At 67.7% G+C, this 15530-nt stretch carries 13 protein-coding genes and 1 pseudogene; 5 read left to right on the top strand and 9 right to left on the bottom strand.

All coding sequences use genetic code 11. From position 1 onward, the window contains the following. Positions 1–6 precede the first annotated feature (6 nt). Positions 7–585, top strand: coding sequence for a peptide deformylase (locus OHB41_RS38255; protein WP_266703918.1), 579 nt, complete (start codon positions 7–9; stop codon positions 583–585). A gap of 68 nt (positions 586–653) precedes the next feature. On the opposite strand, the gene OHB41_RS38260 is transcribed toward OHB41_RS38255, so the two are convergent. The 3 genes from OHB41_RS38260 to OHB41_RS52715 form a co-directional block, all read right to left on the bottom strand. Continuing rightward, complete coding sequence (locus OHB41_RS38260; RefSeq protein ID WP_266703920.1) at positions 654–1595, bottom strand: PIN domain-containing protein; 942 nt, start codon at positions 1593–1595, stop codon at positions 654–656. A 113-nt stretch (positions 1596–1708) separates the two neighbouring features. Further along, positions 1709–2575, bottom strand: coding sequence for a hypothetical protein (locus OHB41_RS38265; protein WP_266703922.1), 867 nt, complete (start codon positions 2573–2575; stop codon positions 1709–1711). 316 nt (positions 2576–2891) lie between these two features. Beyond that, positions 2892–3958 (bottom strand): IS630 family transposase gene (locus OHB41_RS52715; RefSeq protein ID WP_526025008.1). Its coding sequence is split into 2 segments (ribosomal slippage): positions 2892–3509 and positions 3512–3958, totalling 1065 coding nucleotides; the frame shifts between segments, so codons are not numbered across the junction. A gap of 283 nt (positions 3959–4241) precedes the next feature. On the opposite strand from OHB41_RS52715, the gene OHB41_RS38280 reads away from it, so the two are divergent. Continuing rightward, the gene (locus OHB41_RS38280) at positions 4242–6224 is read left to right on the top strand and encodes an ATP-dependent nuclease (protein WP_266703926.1); all 1983 of its coding nucleotides are present in this window, start codon (positions 4242–4244) and stop codon (positions 6222–6224) included. A gap of 5 nt (positions 6225–6229) precedes the next feature. Further along, positions 6230–6457 (top strand): UvrD-helicase domain-containing protein, encoded by a 228-nt coding sequence (locus OHB41_RS38285; protein WP_266703928.1) that lies wholly within the window; start codon positions 6230–6232, stop codon positions 6455–6457. On the opposite strand, the gene OHB41_RS38290 is transcribed toward OHB41_RS38285, so the two are convergent. From OHB41_RS38290 to mobF, 6 genes and pseudogenes are all read right to left on the bottom strand, one after another. Continuing rightward, positions 6458–7033, bottom strand: a complete 576-nt coding sequence (locus OHB41_RS38290; RefSeq protein WP_266703930.1) for an ISAs1 family transposase — start codon at positions 7031–7033, stop codon at positions 6458–6460. After that, the gene (locus OHB41_RS38295) at positions 6960–7616 is read right to left on the bottom strand and encodes a transposase (RefSeq protein WP_266703933.1); all 657 of its coding nucleotides are present in this window, start codon (positions 7614–7616) and stop codon (positions 6960–6962) included. The genes OHB41_RS38290 and OHB41_RS38295 overlap by 74 nt, the downstream gene beginning before the upstream one ends. 239 nt (positions 7617–7855) lie before the next feature. Further along, a pseudogene (locus OHB41_RS52400) lies at positions 7856–8206 on the bottom strand (transposase family protein); the annotation flags it as partial. 265 nt (positions 8207–8471) lie between these two features. Then, positions 8472–8972, bottom strand: coding sequence for a hypothetical protein (locus OHB41_RS38300; protein WP_266703935.1), 501 nt, complete (start codon positions 8970–8972; stop codon positions 8472–8474). Positions 8973–9099: 127 nt separating this feature from the next. Next, a complete protein-coding gene (locus OHB41_RS38305; RefSeq protein WP_266703937.1) occupies positions 9100–9399 on the bottom strand; it encodes a hypothetical protein in 300 nt (99 codons plus the stop codon). Between the two features lie 16 nt (positions 9400–9415). Further along, a complete protein-coding gene (gene mobF / locus OHB41_RS38310; RefSeq protein ID WP_266703939.1) occupies positions 9416–14233 on the bottom strand; it encodes a MobF family relaxase in 4818 nt (1605 codons plus the stop codon). A gap of 351 nt (positions 14234–14584) precedes the next feature. Between mobF and OHB41_RS38315 the strand changes: the two genes are divergently transcribed. After that, positions 14585–15109 carry a hypothetical protein gene (locus OHB41_RS38315; RefSeq protein ID WP_266703942.1) on the top strand — a complete coding sequence of 175 codons (525 nt, stop codon included), beginning with the start codon at positions 14585–14587 and terminating at the stop codon, positions 15107–15109. Next, entirely contained in the window at positions 15106–15486 is a 381-nt protein-coding gene (locus OHB41_RS38320) for a hypothetical protein (RefSeq protein WP_261722800.1), read from the top strand. Before OHB41_RS38315 ends, OHB41_RS38320 begins: the two co-directional genes overlap by 4 nt. Positions 15487–15530: the final 44 nt, after the last annotated feature.

Consider the following 15530-nt stretch of genomic DNA (forward strand, 5'->3'; position numbering starts at 1 on the left):
GGTCAGGTGGACGAGGTGCGGCCCAGCGAGCGGATGCGCAACCTCGGTGTCGTTCAGCTAGGCGCCCCTATCCTGAGCGAGCCGGCCCGGCCATTTGACCTTCCTGCCGAGCGGGACGCCGCCGAACAAGTCGTCGAGAGCCTCTTCGTCTACATGAAACGCATTGTCCACGCACATACCTTCGCCAAAGGGATGGGCATCGCTGCCCCGCAAGTCGGCATCGGCCGCGCCGCCGCCGTCGTCCAGCCCTCCGAGCGTGGATCTCGTCCTATCGTCCTGCTCAATCCCCGCGTCACCGACATCGCTGCAAAGAGCGACGAGCAGTACGAAGGCTGTCTGAGCTTCTTCGACGTACGCGGCCTGGTGCCTCGGCCTCTGCGGATCACCGTCGAGACGACGGCCCTCGACGGGAGCACGGTGACCACGGCCTACGAAAGAGGACTGGCCCGCCTGGTCCAGCACGAGATCGACCACCTTGAGGGGAAGCTGTACACCGACCGGATGCAGCCCGGAGTCGAGCCGATCTCCGTGGACCAGTACCGGCAAACAGGGCAAGCCTGGGCCTACGATGCGACCGATACCTAGGCGATCGGCTAGACCGGGCCAGCGAACCGTCCGAGGCGCTCGTCGTACGGCTGCCGGGCGGACAGCTCCTAGGTGTCGTCACCGTCCTCGGGGACGTCGACGCTGATACTCGCGAGGTTCGCCTCTCGGTGCTTCGCACCGAAGCCGTCCTCGGGGATCAGGTACTTGTCCGGTGGGAAGCCCCAGGGCAGGCACCAGGTCATGGCCTTGCCGCGCATCCCGTTGTCGCGCGTGATGACGGTGATCTGACGCGGTGCGATGGCCTGCTGCAGGTGGGCCGCGCGGGCCACGGCTTCGTCGTCGTTGTTCGGCAGGCGTCGGTGCCCAAGCTCGTCGCGTAGGACCTGGACCTCGGTGCCGTCGTGCAATTCGAAGCGACCTTCGGTGGACAGCCCCTTGAGGACGTCGCCCAGCAGCTCGTAGACCCCGCGCGCCCGTTTCCTGATCTTCTCGCTGCCCTCGGAGTAGGACTTGGTGTCGATCTCTTCCACCACCACGTGCGGGATCACCAGCGTCGCCGGGCCCTTCCCGCACACCCGAGACCACGGGATCTTGTCGAAGCGCTGACAGTGCAGCAGGGTGTTTGCGTCCACGACCAGCACACGCTGCCGGTAGCTGCGGTACTCCTCCACGATCTGCCGCATTTGGTTCTGCAGTTCCATGAAGTACGTCGCCAGCTCGTCCAACTCCCAGTGCAGCAGCAGCGCGGTTCGGTAGGGCGTCAGGGGGCTGTGCACGATGTGGCTGTAGTGCTCGCCGCGCAGCCGCGCTGGCACCGCCGGGTCGGCGAAGACATCCGCCAGTTGCCGGGCGGTCGTCGCGGTCCACTCGGTGTACTGCCGCAGCGTCACCACCAGGTCGGGCCCGGCCAGCTTCGAGGGTTCCACGCCCGCCAGCATCGGCTGGGCGAAGTTCGGGACGGAGTTGCGGACGTCGTTGAGGCCGCCCTTGACCAGGTCGTCCAGGAACCTGATCGCCTTCTCGCAGGTGACCCCGGGCCGCAGCAACATGGACGACTCCCTTGCTTCTCGGGCTGCCGCACCGTTGCGGGCGACTTCGCCAGCCACATCGTGGCAGCCGATCCCGGCAGACGGCCACCGAGATCCGCGAGCCTTGAGAACGATCAGGGCTGAGTTGGTTCGCTGGCCGAGCCTCTAGCCCCTCGCGCACCAAGGCTCTGCAGCGCGACGTCCTCTGCCGGCATGGTGTGAGTGCCAGTGAGGTCTTCGACCACGGCGAGGTCGAGTTCGGCGGCACGCTCCCACATGTACATCTGCTGCTCAGGGGTCAGGCCCAGCGCCTCGTCAGAGGCGATGAGTTGGAGAGCGGCGGCGGCTAGTCCTGGCGCAGCCGCAGTCACGGCCTGGCGCATGGCCTCGTCGGCGGCATCGGCCGCAGGCAGGTCAGCGGCGTAGCGCGCGGCCATCCCGTGGACCTCGACCGCCCGAGCGCTGATCCGCTCCAGGGCGGCGTTCGCGCAGGCATCACCCTGGTCGGCGCGCAGCACGGGGTCCACCCGGTGGTGGCCCGCGGTCGCGGCGGCCGGTCGCGGCGGTGCGTGCTCGGGACCGGATTCCTGGGCGGGCTTGGGGAGGGTGGCTGCAGCGACCCTCGGTGAGCGGCTGCGCAGCTTGTCCACGCGTTGGCGCACCCAGGCGTTGACGCGAGGGCGGGCGGTGGCGAAGCCGCGGGCCGCCGCGTCATAAGCGAGGTCCCCCAACCACTGGACCACCTCGCGGGCGAGCAGGTCCGCGAGGTTACGGAGGAACTCGTCGTCGTGGGATCGGTGGTCGTAGCCGTCGTGGTAGCCGTCGGCGTACCGGTCGGGGGCGTCGAAGAGTTCGGCCTGGCCGATGAGCGAGTTGTCCCGGTCGTCGCGTACGTTGCCGCGCATCCCGTTGGAGGAGACGCGGGAGTAGTCGAGGTGGGTGCCGGCGGGATACACGGCCTCCACCAGCCTGCGGTTCGGCGGCCGTTCGTTGTCAGACATGGAAGCACTGTAGGAGGCGGCACTGACAGCACGGGGGCGAAGCCACCATCGCGTGAGTGACGCCGAAGGCGCCCTTGGCGGGGAGCCCCGGCTGGACGCGGGGGAGGCGGGCGACTCTGCCACCTCAGAACACTGCCGTCTTCCGATCGGGAGCCAGAGCTCGGCAGGCCAGTTCCTCCCCACGGGGCGGGGGCGTGGTCAAACCCCGCAGACCATACGGCCATTGACCGAGGCGTGTGACCGCCTGGCCCACCGGCCCTGCGAGTCAGGGGACGGGGCGGTTACTGAGGTTGAACTCGGGATGTCGTGCTGCTGATCAGGCGGGTCGGATGGTCAGGCCGGTCTCGGTGAGGCAGCCGTCTATGAGGTGGCTGCGGTACTGGATGTGCCGTAGGCCGCGCCGGACGGTCTGGACGAGGTGTTCCGGGGTGCTGAAAGCGACGTTCGAGAGCCAGCCACGTCGCAGGAGGGACCAGATGCCTTCGACGGGGTTGAGGTCGGGTGCGTAGGGCGGCAGGTAGTGGATGGTCAGCCAGTCGCGGGTTTCGGCGAACTCCCGGAGCCCTGCGGCTTTGTGGACGTTGAGGTTGTCCCAGATGAGGACGATGGGGCCGTCGAGTTGTTGGTGGGCGGCGATCAGCAGGTCCCGGTAGTCGCGCCAGGAGAAGCTCTTGCGCCCGTCACGGTTGCCGTCGTCGCGGCGGGGCCGGTAGATCAGCCTCGATCGGTGGCCGGGTTTGTAGCAGGTCAGCGCGGCTATGGATATGCGTCTGCGGGAACGGCCGCGGACCCGGACCACCGGGGTCCGGCCGCGTGGCGCCCATGTCTTTGCGTGCGGCGGTGTCATGGAGAAGCCGGCTTCGTCCTCGAAGACCAGCCAGGCTCCACGGGCCGCCGCTAACCTTCCGCGCGGGGCCACACCTCCTTGACCCACCCCGCGACCGCATCATCGTCCCGCTCCATGGCACGACGGGCCGGGACCTGGCAGGACCAGCCGTTACGCACCAACAGCTTCCGCACACCCTGGATCGTGTACGTCAGATGGAAGCGCCGGCCGATCACCGTCTTGACCCGGCTCAGTGTCCAGCGCTGGTCCTCCCAGCCATGCGCGGCCGGCCCCTTGGCCAGCTCCGCCTCAAGCTGAGCAAACTGCCGATCGCTCAGCCTTGGCAGAGACGCCGGCCCCTGCGACCGCAGGGATCGCGGGCCGCCTTCGGCCCACGCGTGACGCCATCGCTGGACCGAACGGACACTGACCCGAAGATCTCTGGCGATCGCGGTACTGCCCTCGCCCTGGGCGAACCGCTCGGCCGTCTTGAGCCGTAACTCTTCGCGGAACTGCTGCCGTTCGGCGGTCAGCCCGCCCCCTTGTGGATACCGCATACCTTCGGTGATACCGCAGCCACCGGCCAGCCGTCATCCCCTACGACACCACGCGTTCAACCTCAGTAGGCGGCCGTTCAACTCGTCCTGGCCCCAGTCGAGTCGAGCAGGCCAGCCAACTACCGCAACTCAACGTGTCGAAGTTCACGCTCTGTTACCGGCCGGTTCGGCTGCACCTCCTGGGGATTGCGTGCCAAAGTGCGCATGGGCTGCCCTATGTGATGCTTGGTGCAGTCGACTCTTTTGCGTAAATGGCTGGCCTGAAGTCGACGGGGACGTGTTGGTGAGCAAAAGCCAAGAAAAGCCGCAAGCAGGGATGTACTTGTCCAGGCTCGCCATCAAGAACTTCCGCTCCTGCTACGAAGTGGAAGTCGAGTTGCAGCCGAACATTACGCTCCTCGTGGGCGAGAACAACTCCGGCAAGTCCAACGTCATCGAAGCGCTCAGGCTGGCCACCACACCCTTGAATCGTCGATCCACGCGGTGGTTCGACGAATCCGACCTGTCGCATGGTCGAGAAGCGGATGAGGCCCAGTTCCGCGCGTCGTACGACGGTCTGACGTCAGCGCAACGCGCCCACTACATAGCCTCGCTCGATGTGGAGACCAATCAGGCCGCCTACAAGACGACGTACAAACGGGATGAGTCCCGGCAGCAGATGCGCCCGAGTGTTACAGCCGGACCTGTGGATGGACCCGACGCCGAGCCAGAGAAGCGGGACCAAATCGCGCACGTCTACCTGGCGCCCCTTCGGGATGCGCAGAGGGAGTTGGACTCGTCGGACGGCAACCGGCTGCTGCGGATCATCCGCTACCTCACCGATGAAGACGAACAGGAAGCGTTCCGCGCGCAGGCCAACGACTCGTTCACCAAGCTCAAGGAACACCCGGTCCTGACCTCTACGACCAAAGAGATCCAGGGTCACTTGGGAGAACTGACCGACTCGGTTCGGGGGCAGACCGTCGAGGTCGCTTTCGCCCAGTACGAGCTGCACCGACTGGCCCGGAGCCTGCGGGTCAAGATGGCCGAGGCTGGCATCCCGCCAGCGGACCTCACCGAGTCGGGCCTTGGCTACGCCAACCTCCTCTTCATCGCCACCGTCATCCTGGAGCTGCGCAACGCCCAGCACATGGAACTGACGCTCTTCCTTGTCGAGGAGCCGGAGGCCCACCTCCACCCACAGCTCCAAGCGGTGCTGCTGGACTACCTGCGGGAACAAGCCGAAGCCTCGCTCAAGAACGATACGCACGGTCCCGCCGGCCGTATCCAGGTCGTCGCGAGCACGCATTCGCCCAACCTGGCTAGCAGTGTCGGTATCGAGAACGTCGTGGCGCTGCGCACGCGAGTGGACAAGGAGAGGGTCCAGGACGACGACGGCCAGGAGAAAGAGGTGCTACGCCGGAAGACGCAAGCGCTCCCTCTGGCCAAGCTCGACCTCACCGGCGACGAACGGCGAAAGATCAATCAGTACCTCGATGCGACCCGCGCAGGCCTGCTCTTTGCCCGTCGTGTCATCCTGGTGGAAGGCATTGCTGAAGCGGTCCTGCTGCCGGTCATCGCCCGGCACTGCGTCTTCAAAGGCGAGGACCAGGCGAAACAGCGTCGGGACTTCCACGGCGTCACGATCATCAATGTCGGCAGCGTCGACTTTGCGCCGTACATCACGCTGCTGCTCTCGACGGTCAACGGGTGTCGGCTGCTGGACAAGCTGACCGTCATCACCGACGGCGACCCGGACATCCCCAAGGAACAGAAGACCGACGACGGGGAGGCCGAAGACGACCTAGGCGATGCCCAGAACCCGACGGCCGCCGCTCCAGTCGAGGGCGGTCCCGGCGCGGGCGCCGACGGTGACGAGGACGAGCCGGAAGACGATGACGACGCCGCCGTGAACAACCGTAAGGACCGGCTGACTGCTCACGCCGAGTCGATCGGGGCCACAGACCACCTGATCGTCGCGGAAGCGCCGCACACGCTTGAGGCCGACCTCCTCGACCCCGAGATCAACGAGCCGGTACTCAGGACGGCCTTCCTGAAACAGCGCCGACGCTCCAAGAAGAAGTGGCAGGAGATTCTCGACGACGAGCGAGGGCGTGCCTGGGGCTTTTACCTGAAGCTTCGCAAGCACAAGAAGTTCATCGGCAAGGGCGAGTTCGCGCACGAAGTGGCGCTGGCCATCCAGAGCGGCGCGGACTTTGAAGCTCCTCGGTACCTGGCTGACGCCATCCGTGGCGTCCTGCTGGATACACGGGGTGATGAAGGTTGAGTGACGTGAAGCTGACTGACGACCAGCAGGCTCTTGTCGACGCTCAAGACAGCTTGTTCGCGGCTGCCTGTCCCGGGGCCGGTAAGACCCGGGCCATGGTCGCCCGGTTCCTGAAGCGGACTGCCGAGGAAGGCCGGCGCGGGATCGCACTGATCTCCTTCACCAATGCTGCGGTGGACGAGGTCCGGCGCCGGTGTGGGAACCAGGTGGAAGCCCTGCGGGCCAGGGCTTGATCAAGTTCCGTAGGTGTCTGGTTCGGTTGTGATGCCCAGGATGTGAAGTGCTCGTTCGGGTTCGTTTCGAATCGCTCGGGTGGTTTTGGCGATGTTGTCGGATCCGAGGGTCTTCAGGACACCGATGGCGAGGTTGCGGAGGGTTGCCATGGCGCGGGGTGCGGTGCCGGTGTGGACGGTGGAGGCGTCTTCGGCGAAGGTGACGTCCCTGATGTGGTGTGAGGAGTTCTCGATCCCCCAGTGCCCGCGGATCGCGGTGGCAAGGCCGGCGGGGCCGGTCTGGTGGGCGTCGAGGCTGGTGACGGCGTAGAGGCTCTCCCGGGTCTCGCGCTGGCCGGTTTGCTTGCGGCGGCGGTGGACACGGATGGCCAGGCGGCCGTGGGGGAAGGAGATCCCGCCGAGTTCGTCCGGGACGGCGCAGGTCTTGATCGAGCGGGACTCGCGCCTGCCGTGCCCGGTGGTGGAGGCGGTGTGCTGGACGGGAATATCGGGGTCTTCGAGGTTAGGCGGGGTTGAGGTGTCCGCGGGCTCGGCGGGTGGTGACGCAGCGTGTGCGTAGGCGCTGGCTGTCGGCATTGCGGAAGCCGAATGCGTTGCGGGCGACGAGCTTGATGACGCGGTTGATGCCTTCGCTCTTGGCGTTGCTGTGGCCGGTGTCGATGAACCCGGCGATCTCGGGCCACCAGCGGTCGACGGTGGTGGCGAGGGTGCAGGCTTCGGGGATGTCTGAGTCCGCGCACCAGGTGAGGAACTTCCATCGGGCGTGGCCTACTTCTTCGCGGTCGGCGCCGGTTCGGGCCAGGGCGAGGAGGGTGCGCAGGCTCTCCTTGGCGATCCAGGCGGTCAGCAGCGTCTGCCCGATCGGCCCCTCGTCCAGCAGCGCGTTCCACATCGTGGCGAACTGCTGGTCGGTGAGGTCCTCACGGTTGCGCAGCAGCCGTCGACGGGCCTTCCATTCCGGGTCGGTGGCGCGTCCACGCCGGCCCCGGATCTCGGCGGTGGTGCGACGCCGTACAGCAGAGAGCATCTTGTTCGCGAGCTGGACGATGTGGAAGTGGTCAACGACCACGATGGCATCGGGCAGGCCGGTGCGGATCGCGGCCCGGTAGGTGGCTGACATGTCGATGGCGACGTAGCGGATGTTCTTTCTCCACTCCAAGGGGTGGTGGACAGCCAGGCCAGGACGTCGGCGGCGGCACGGCCCTCGACCTGCCCGAGCAGGCCACCGGCCCCGAGCGCGTCGACGAACCCGGTGTGCCACCTCTCGCGCACCAGGTGCCACTTGCCGGTGTCCGCATCCTGTTCCCAGCGCGGCCGTCCGCGCCGGGTCTCGTCGACGCCCAGCACCTCCACTTCCGGCAGCGGCGCCTCGGTGACCTCGCGGGCGGCCGCGCGGAAGGCGTCCATCACCGTCGGCCAGGACACGTGCAGGTCACGGGCGGCCTGGACCACGGTGGAAGCAGCATCCCGCACCCGCAGGGCGGCAGCCCGGCGCAGCCGGCCGGTGATCCGGGCCCCGGCCGGTATCTGCCGAACCTGCTCGGTGAACGACTTCCGCTCGCATCCGGACTCCCGGCAATACCAACGCCGCTTGCACCACACGAACTCCAATCCCCGTTCTCCGTAAGGAAGATCACGTGGACGGGTGTACACGAGGCCCTTCACATGTGACGCGAACACGCCGCAGGAGGGACAGGCCCGGGCGGCTTCGTCCGCTGTGGTCAGATGCACCCGCCGGGTGCCGTCCATCAGCCGCTCAACGCTCTCGACGGCAAGGCCGTCCAAGTCGAGCAGCACCGCCGTATCGTTGTCCAAGCCCGTGGTTTCTGGTGATCAAACTGCCGGAGAACAGTCATGATCGCCGATGACCACGGACGCCCTGCACCCACGAGCCGACCACCCCCACGCTCACCCTCCGTGAGAACCCCGGAGGACGAAGGCTCACCCACCCCGCCTAACTTCGAAGACCCAGCTTGAGGGGTTGCCGAAGGTGCCGTGATAGCCGTGCTCCTGCTCAAGCCGAAACCGACCCCCAGCGGTACTCCTCGACGGCCTCGTCGTAGGGGCGCAACAGCGGCTCCAGCTCTGTACGTACCAGATCGGCGTCGCCCGGCGGGAGAGTCAGCGACGCCCGCCGCATGTGGACGCTCCACGTAGCCGGATCGGGGAAGACCGACAGCCGCGGTACCAGATCACGCAGAACCAGCCCCTCACGGAACCGGGCCAGTCCGGACACCTCCAGGTGACAGCCTTCCGTGAAGGAGCGCTCGCCAAAGGTCACCGGCTCGCCCAGAGCTCGTACCGGACTTGCGACCGCAGCCCTGCCGATGACGCGTCCCAGGTCACGCGTCGGGTTCCGGAAGCAACTCCTGGTGGTGTAAAGGAAGATCTCGTCGCCCTCTTCCAGCGCACGGGCCGCCCTTGACCGCCCCGCCGGGAACGCCATCCGCTGCTCGGTCAGCACCCTGCTCAGGGCGGCTCGGTCTCCGATAATCAGCAGGTGCGTCGACGGCATGTGAATCACGATAGCCGGGGCGTGGCCACTCGTGCACCGACCGCTGACCTGCCGTGTGACGGCAAGGCCATAGGTTAGAGCGGTCACGCGGACCGCGGTCCGAGCTCTTAAGTACCGAAGTCCACGGCTATTGCCTCGCGTCTGCGACCAATTCGCCGGCCATCAAGGCACGTATGGCTTCTTCGAGGATCGCCGTGTACCTCTTGAGTTCGTGATTCTCCTGCACCAGCGGGCTGTCGCGGTCTGGGTGTGCCGCAAAGGCCTCGTCCATCTCGCGCAGGCGGGACTCAAGCTCCGACTGCTCGGGTGCTCGTCCGGAGGCTACGGCCAGCCGGGCGGCTCGCCTGGCGGCGAACTGGGTGAGGAGTTCCCGCTGCTCTTCGGTAAGCCCTTCGTTGGTGGTGACGTTCTCGTCCTTCTCGTCCATTCCCTCTTCTCCTCACTCACGTTCCCGGTCCCCTGCGCGGTCCCGGGTTGGGTCCGCGGCGCCGGTGATGGTTCTGTTCGTCTTGTGTGCTGTCGGCCCGCCGCCGGCGGACGGCGTCGTCCGCCGGCACGCCAGGTGTGACGGGGGCCAGGCCACGCCGCGCTCGTTCGGCGTGGACTTCCCCTAGGCGCTGCTGGATGCGGGAGCGCTGGAAGAGCGTCATGGTCTCGTGCAACTCGTTCCACTGCTCACGCTCTTCGGCCTCATCAGGAGTCTCTCCCAAAGGCTCGTCGGAGTCGATCTGGTTGAGCATCCGATAGGCGGTGAGAGCTGCGACGAGTTGCAGCCACTGCTCCTGCTGAGTGGTGTCCTCCCTGTCCGGCGCAGGTATCTGCTCGACCCACTCCTCAAGGGCTTCCTGTCCCTCCAGGGCTTGGCGCAGGGCGAGTTCGGCGAATGCTGCGGCGGCGGCCGATACCGCCTCCCGGTCCTCAGGTTCGGACACGTGGGCGTCGAGCAGTCGGTACTGGAAGTTCTCGGCCGTACGTGCGGCGATCCGCATCCCGCCGGACGGCTCGTCGGGCCGGTGCCGCGCGGCGGCGGATGCGCGAGCACGGCGGCCGACCTCGGCGATGCGCTGCTGGAAGATCGACCAGGCATGGGCGTCGCGGGGATCAGCAGGCTGTTCACCAATGCCGGGAACGTCGTCTCCCAGAGCGTGGCGGATGCGCCACACGTCCGCTACCGCCGCCGTGCGCTCCCACTGTTCGCGAAGGTCGGTTCCCTCGACGGGGACCGGTCCGAGGACCCGGGTCCACGGCGGTGGGGACTCGGCCAGAGCAAGTCCCATCTGTTCCAGGCGTTCGGAGAGCACGAAGCGCCGCTCGACCAGGTGTTGACGCCAGCCTTCCGGAGTGTCCATGTCCCGTACGGCGGCGGAGGGAGCGATCCAGTCGGGCAGGTGACCGCTGTTGTCCAGAACCGGTGCCGGATGGTGCGGGAGCTCGTCGCGCAGCCGTTGTTCGGCTCGGATTTTGGCGGCGATGAGCTGGGCGCGCTTGAGTCGTTCCCGGGCCGTGTCCTGGCGCTGGAGGTTGGCCGTGCGTTCGGCGCGGGTGGCTGCCACGGGCTGGCGGGCGGTGTGGCTGGCGCCACGGCCAGGTTCGCGCTGCCAGTCTTCGCGCATCCGTTCGCGTGCGGGCATCGCCCTGCGCAGCTGCTGCTCGCGCCGCAGCAGGGCGTGTTCCGCAGCAGCGGCGCGTTCGGTCTCGTGGTCCCCTTCGTGTTCCGCGCGGCGGATACGGGCCCGCACCTGGGCGATGGCGGCGGCGAGTTGGGCCCGGGTGAGGTGTCCGTGTGCTCGGTCGGGCCAGGCGGGGTGGGGAAGTCCGTTTGCCACGACCGGCCGGGGCTGGCTGTCGACGGCGGCGTCCGCGCGCAGCAGTTCCTCCAGGGCGGTCCGGCGGTGCTGCTCGGCGAGTTCCAGTAGGCGCTGCAGTTGTTCTGTGCTGAGCGTCTTCAGTGGGCGGCTGCCGCCAGGCTGGGCCTCCCGGCGGGTGGCTCGTTCAGCTGCCTTCTGTCCGGCTTCGACGCGGTAGTCGATGCGCCAGGCCAGCACGGCAGCCGGGTCCTCCGCGTCCGCGAAGTCCCTTTCGTCGAAGGCGACCCGGATGAGCCGGCCGAGGTCCCAGCCTTCGGCTTCGGCTGCGCGCAACGAACGCTCGGCGACCTCCCAGGCGTCCGCGCCGATGAACACCTCAGCCTCGGGCCCAAGGACACGGCGGGTGAGACTCTGCAGGCGCTGGCTGGTGGCGCGGGCGTAGACGTCGGTGTACTCGGCGACGAGCTGGCCGATGCTGTAGGCGCGTTCCTGTTCGGCCTCGATCATCTCGTGAGCGGACACGGAGGCCTGGCTGCTGTGGGCCACGGTGTCCAGTACGTCGCGCATGTTCTGGGCGTCGTCGGTGACGACATAGATGTGGTTGGACTGGCTCCCCCGGGTCGCCTCGACGTACGCAGCTTCCCGCGAGGTGCGCGCGCTGATGAGGCCGTGGGCGGCTGCCACCGTGATGCCCTGGGCGCGGTGTGTGGTGTATGCGTACCCGAGTTCGGCGTGCCTGCGCAGGTAACCGCGCTGCAGAACGATCCGTCCGCCGTGGCCGGTGTGTCGGACGTGGGCGTTTCCGCGCCGGTCGATCCGCTCGATCAGCCACTGGTCGCCGTTCTTGACATAGTCGCGGCCCCCGAGCAGGGAGAGTTTGCGCTGGTTCTTGCGGGTCACGATGACATCGCCGACCGCGGCCTGGAGCTCGTCGCGCAACCGTGCGGTCCGGCTCAAGTCGAGTCGGCCGGAGGCGAGTTGGAAGGCCTGGGCTCGCAGGTTGAGTTCGCGGACCATCTCGGCGTCGTCGGCCATCATGAGCGCTTTCAGTCCGGCCTCGACGTCGTGCTGCCACCCGGTGAAGACGGCGCTGAGCATCTCCTCGCGGCTGCCGCCCACGACCCGCCCCTGGTCCAAATACCAGCCCCAGGCATCAGCCGGGTCGCCGTCGCGCAGGACAAGGGTTGCCTCCCCCTCGCCCTCGGTCTGGAAGCGGTGGAGCTCTTCCAGCTCCACCACGCCGACAGCGCGGGCGAGTTGGCGCAGCAGGCCTCCCGACTCGATCGAACCGAGCTGCGCGGGATCTCCGATGAGTCGGACCAGGGCGCCGGCGGACTCGGCCTCGGCCACCACGCGCGCGAGGTTTCGCGTACCGGCCATGCCCGCCTCGTCCACCACGATCACGTCCCCCGGGCGCAGCGCGTACTCCTCCGAGACGGTCTTGCGGCGCTTGCTGCTGCGACGTTTCAACACGCGGTGGACGATGCTGCCTTCGGTCAGCTGATCGCGCTGGGCGAGCCATCCGTGCAGCGTGTACGCCGTGGTGCCGAGGTCGCCTTCGATGACCTTCATCGCGCGCGAGGAGGGGGCAAGAGGTATGAGCCGTCCGCCCCCGGCCGCCACCGCGTCACGGACGAGCTGGAGTGCGGTGGTCTTGCCCGTGCCGGCGGGGCCGATGCCGCCCACGACGAGGCGGTCGGAGCAGGCGAACGCCTTCGCCAGCCGGCGCTGTCCCGCATCCAGCTCATGGCCCTGGAAGTGGTCGGCGACCTCCGTGAACCGGTCCCCGGCGAGAGCGGGGACCACCACGGTGCGCGCGGCGTTCAAGACCCGGTCTTCTGCGGCCAAGACCTCACGCGAGGTGTACAGGACGGACTCGCGGCGCCGGTAGATGCTCGTGCCGTCTGCCCGCAGAAGAGGCGCGAACGGTCGGTGTAGGTCGGGCGGTGTGATGCTCAGCGAACCATGCGCCAGCACGCGTTCGGTGATGCGCTCGGCGAGCCCGTCGGCCGCTGAGCTGCGACCTCGGGTGAGCCGTACGACGTGGCGTCGCGACTCGGCCAGCACGTGCCGCTCGCCCCACACCGCTCGGGCATCGGACACCACGGCAAGGACGTCCTCAGCGGCCTGCACCACATCGATCTCGGTCAGGTCGCTGCTTCCGTCACCGGGTGCGGACGCTGCGACCTGCGCCGTACGCAGCAGCGCGTCAACCCGTTCCCGGCCGACGGCGGCGATGGCCTGCCTGCGCCATGCCGCCCGCAACTGGGCCAGGGACCGCCCCTTCTTCTTGGCCGGCCTGGTCTCCAGCGTGGCCTGCTGGATGAGCGCCATCCGGGCCGCAGTCCCCGGCTCCTTGCCGTGCTCCTGACGATAAGCCTGTAGCAGTTCCTCCAGCCGCGTGCCGATGTCTCGCGTGCGCTTCGAATGCGGCTCCAGCACCCCGCGGTCGAAACCCTTGATCCCCATGACCGGCCGCTTGCCCGGGGTGACCTCACGCTCCTCGGCCTCCAGCCCGAGCCGCGCGCACACCTTCTCGACCACGACCTGGTTGTAGAACTCGGAGGCGGCAACCCCCATCGCGTACAGCAGCTTCCCGTCGATCGAGCGCCACTTGCCGTCGGCCCCGCGGACCTTGTTCGCCACGACCAGGTGATGGTGGAGAAGGGGTTCGCCGAGCCGGTTGTCGTAGTGCTCGAAGAGGGAGGCGACGAGTCCGCCCCGCACGTCTTCCTGGGCAATGCCGTTGATGCCTGTGCGGGTGGCGAGCGCGTGCTCTTCGATCCAGCCGATCGTCTCAAGGACCGCTTCCTCGTCGCACTCCATCGTGATCCGGCAGACGTCCTCGTCGCCCTCACCGAACAGACCCTTGCCGATCTCCTCCGGAGGACGCAGGACCAGGTCGTATCCCACGACCGCCTGCTGCTTCGAGGCGGTGTTCGCGCTGATGTAGCGGGCGAGCTCCTCGGCATCCTTGGGAGAGCGGCCGAAGTCCGCCCGGAAGGCGATGGCGCCGGCCTTGGCGCGCACCTTCTTACGCTCATCGGCGGTGGCCTCCGCGCCCTTGCGGGCTTCGAGGGCCTCGATCTCGTCCTGGATCTTCGCTGCGAGGGGGCCGGCGGTTTGGTCGTACCGGTAGAAGCGGCGGCCCAGCCGTGCCCGGCGGGTGGCCTCGGCGGGTGAGAGCCCTTCGGCAACGGCCGTCTTGATGATCTCGTCCGCGTTCGGGTGCAGTCCCTCGCCGTACAGGGCCTCCATCTGCTCCTCGGACACCGGCCCGGAGACGCCGAGTTCCGCGATTCCACCACCGACCCATACACCCGGCGGATTTCCCTCCGCCGTGTAGTAATCACCCAGGTCACGGTCGGGAGAACGGCGTACATCGCCGGTGATGGTCTCGCTCGTGTAATAGCGATAGCCATCCCCAGCTGAGAGCTTGTGGATGGTCATCATGCACTCAGATTACCTTGTGTCATTGTGAATGCAAGAGCTTTGACCGTGAAGAAGGGAGGTGCAGGGAAGGGGAGTTGGCGAGCGAGGAACGAGCCGAGCCGACGAGCCGACCTGCACCTCCCTTCTTCACGGACCGCGAAGCGCCCCCGGTTTTCCGCAGGTCCGCTCTCCTGAGCGGACCTGCGGAAAACCCGCAGTTCGCGTTATCCACAGGCAAGATCAAGTGATTCAGATTGCCTCTGAATGCCTCTGGCTGCGTCATTCGGAGAAGGCTCCCAATTCCCCATGTGGGAAGCGTGGATTCATCGGTCACAATGACCCAGAACCCATCGTTTAGGGGAGGCGAGTTGGATGGCTCAACGGAGTCCGCGGAAATCGGCGCGGGAGGTCGACGCCCGCGAGCGAGTGCGCGCACGCCGGGCCGCGCACTGGGAGCGAGAGCGGCGGCTGGAGGACCTGGCCACCGACTACGAACTGGCAGCGCAGGAGATCGAGGACGTCACCGAAGCGGCCGAGGAGAAGATCGCCGCGTACGCCGCCCGGCTGCGCGGTCAGGCCAGGACCGCGAAAGAGGAGCTGCGGGACAGGCAGGCCCGGAGCGTCGGCCAGATGCTCCAGCTCGACGGCGTCCGTTCCGTCGCCGACCGACTCGGCGAGTCCGTGGAAACCGTCCGCAAGGTTGCCGCCGAGTCCGCCAGCATGCAGGAAGACCCTGCACCGGATCACAGCCCCGCACCGCCCACGGCTACCGCACGCGAGACGCCGACCGGCCAGCCTGTTACCGCCTCGGTCGCGCACGCGGGTACGCCGCATGGGCCGACGCTGTCCGAGCCGGCGGAGGAACGCGCGGCCTCGACGCGAGAGGAGAAGGGATGACACCCAACGGGGTGGCCGAACGGCCGATCGAGGACCTCAGCCCCGAGTGGATCGGTCTCATGATGGAGGTGGAGGACGAAGGAGGAACGACGATCGGCTTCCGCCTCGGCCGCTACGAGAGGACAACGGTCGACGGCAAACCCATGTGGCGCCTCTTCAGCGACCAACCCGCCTGGAGCGTCACCCTGTACGCGGGGACCAAGCTCCGCTGTGTACCCCCGGCCCCCGCACCCGGGAGCCAGACCGGCCCCTACCCGCAGCAGCCGGTACCGGCCGCCTACCCCGCACCGCAGGTACCCCAGTACCCCGTATCAGCTCCGCCGGGGCCGACTGCTCGAAGCCCACAGTCCTGGGTGAACCAGCCGCCGCGCCAATAGGCAGCGTCGGCACAGGCAGCGAACGAACAAAGCCGCGGGCCCCC

The sequence above is a fragment of the Streptomyces sp. NBC_01571 genome, from assembly GCF_026339875.1.
In the GTDB taxonomy this organism is placed as follows: domain Bacteria; phylum Actinomycetota; class Actinomycetes; order Streptomycetales; family Streptomycetaceae; genus Streptomyces.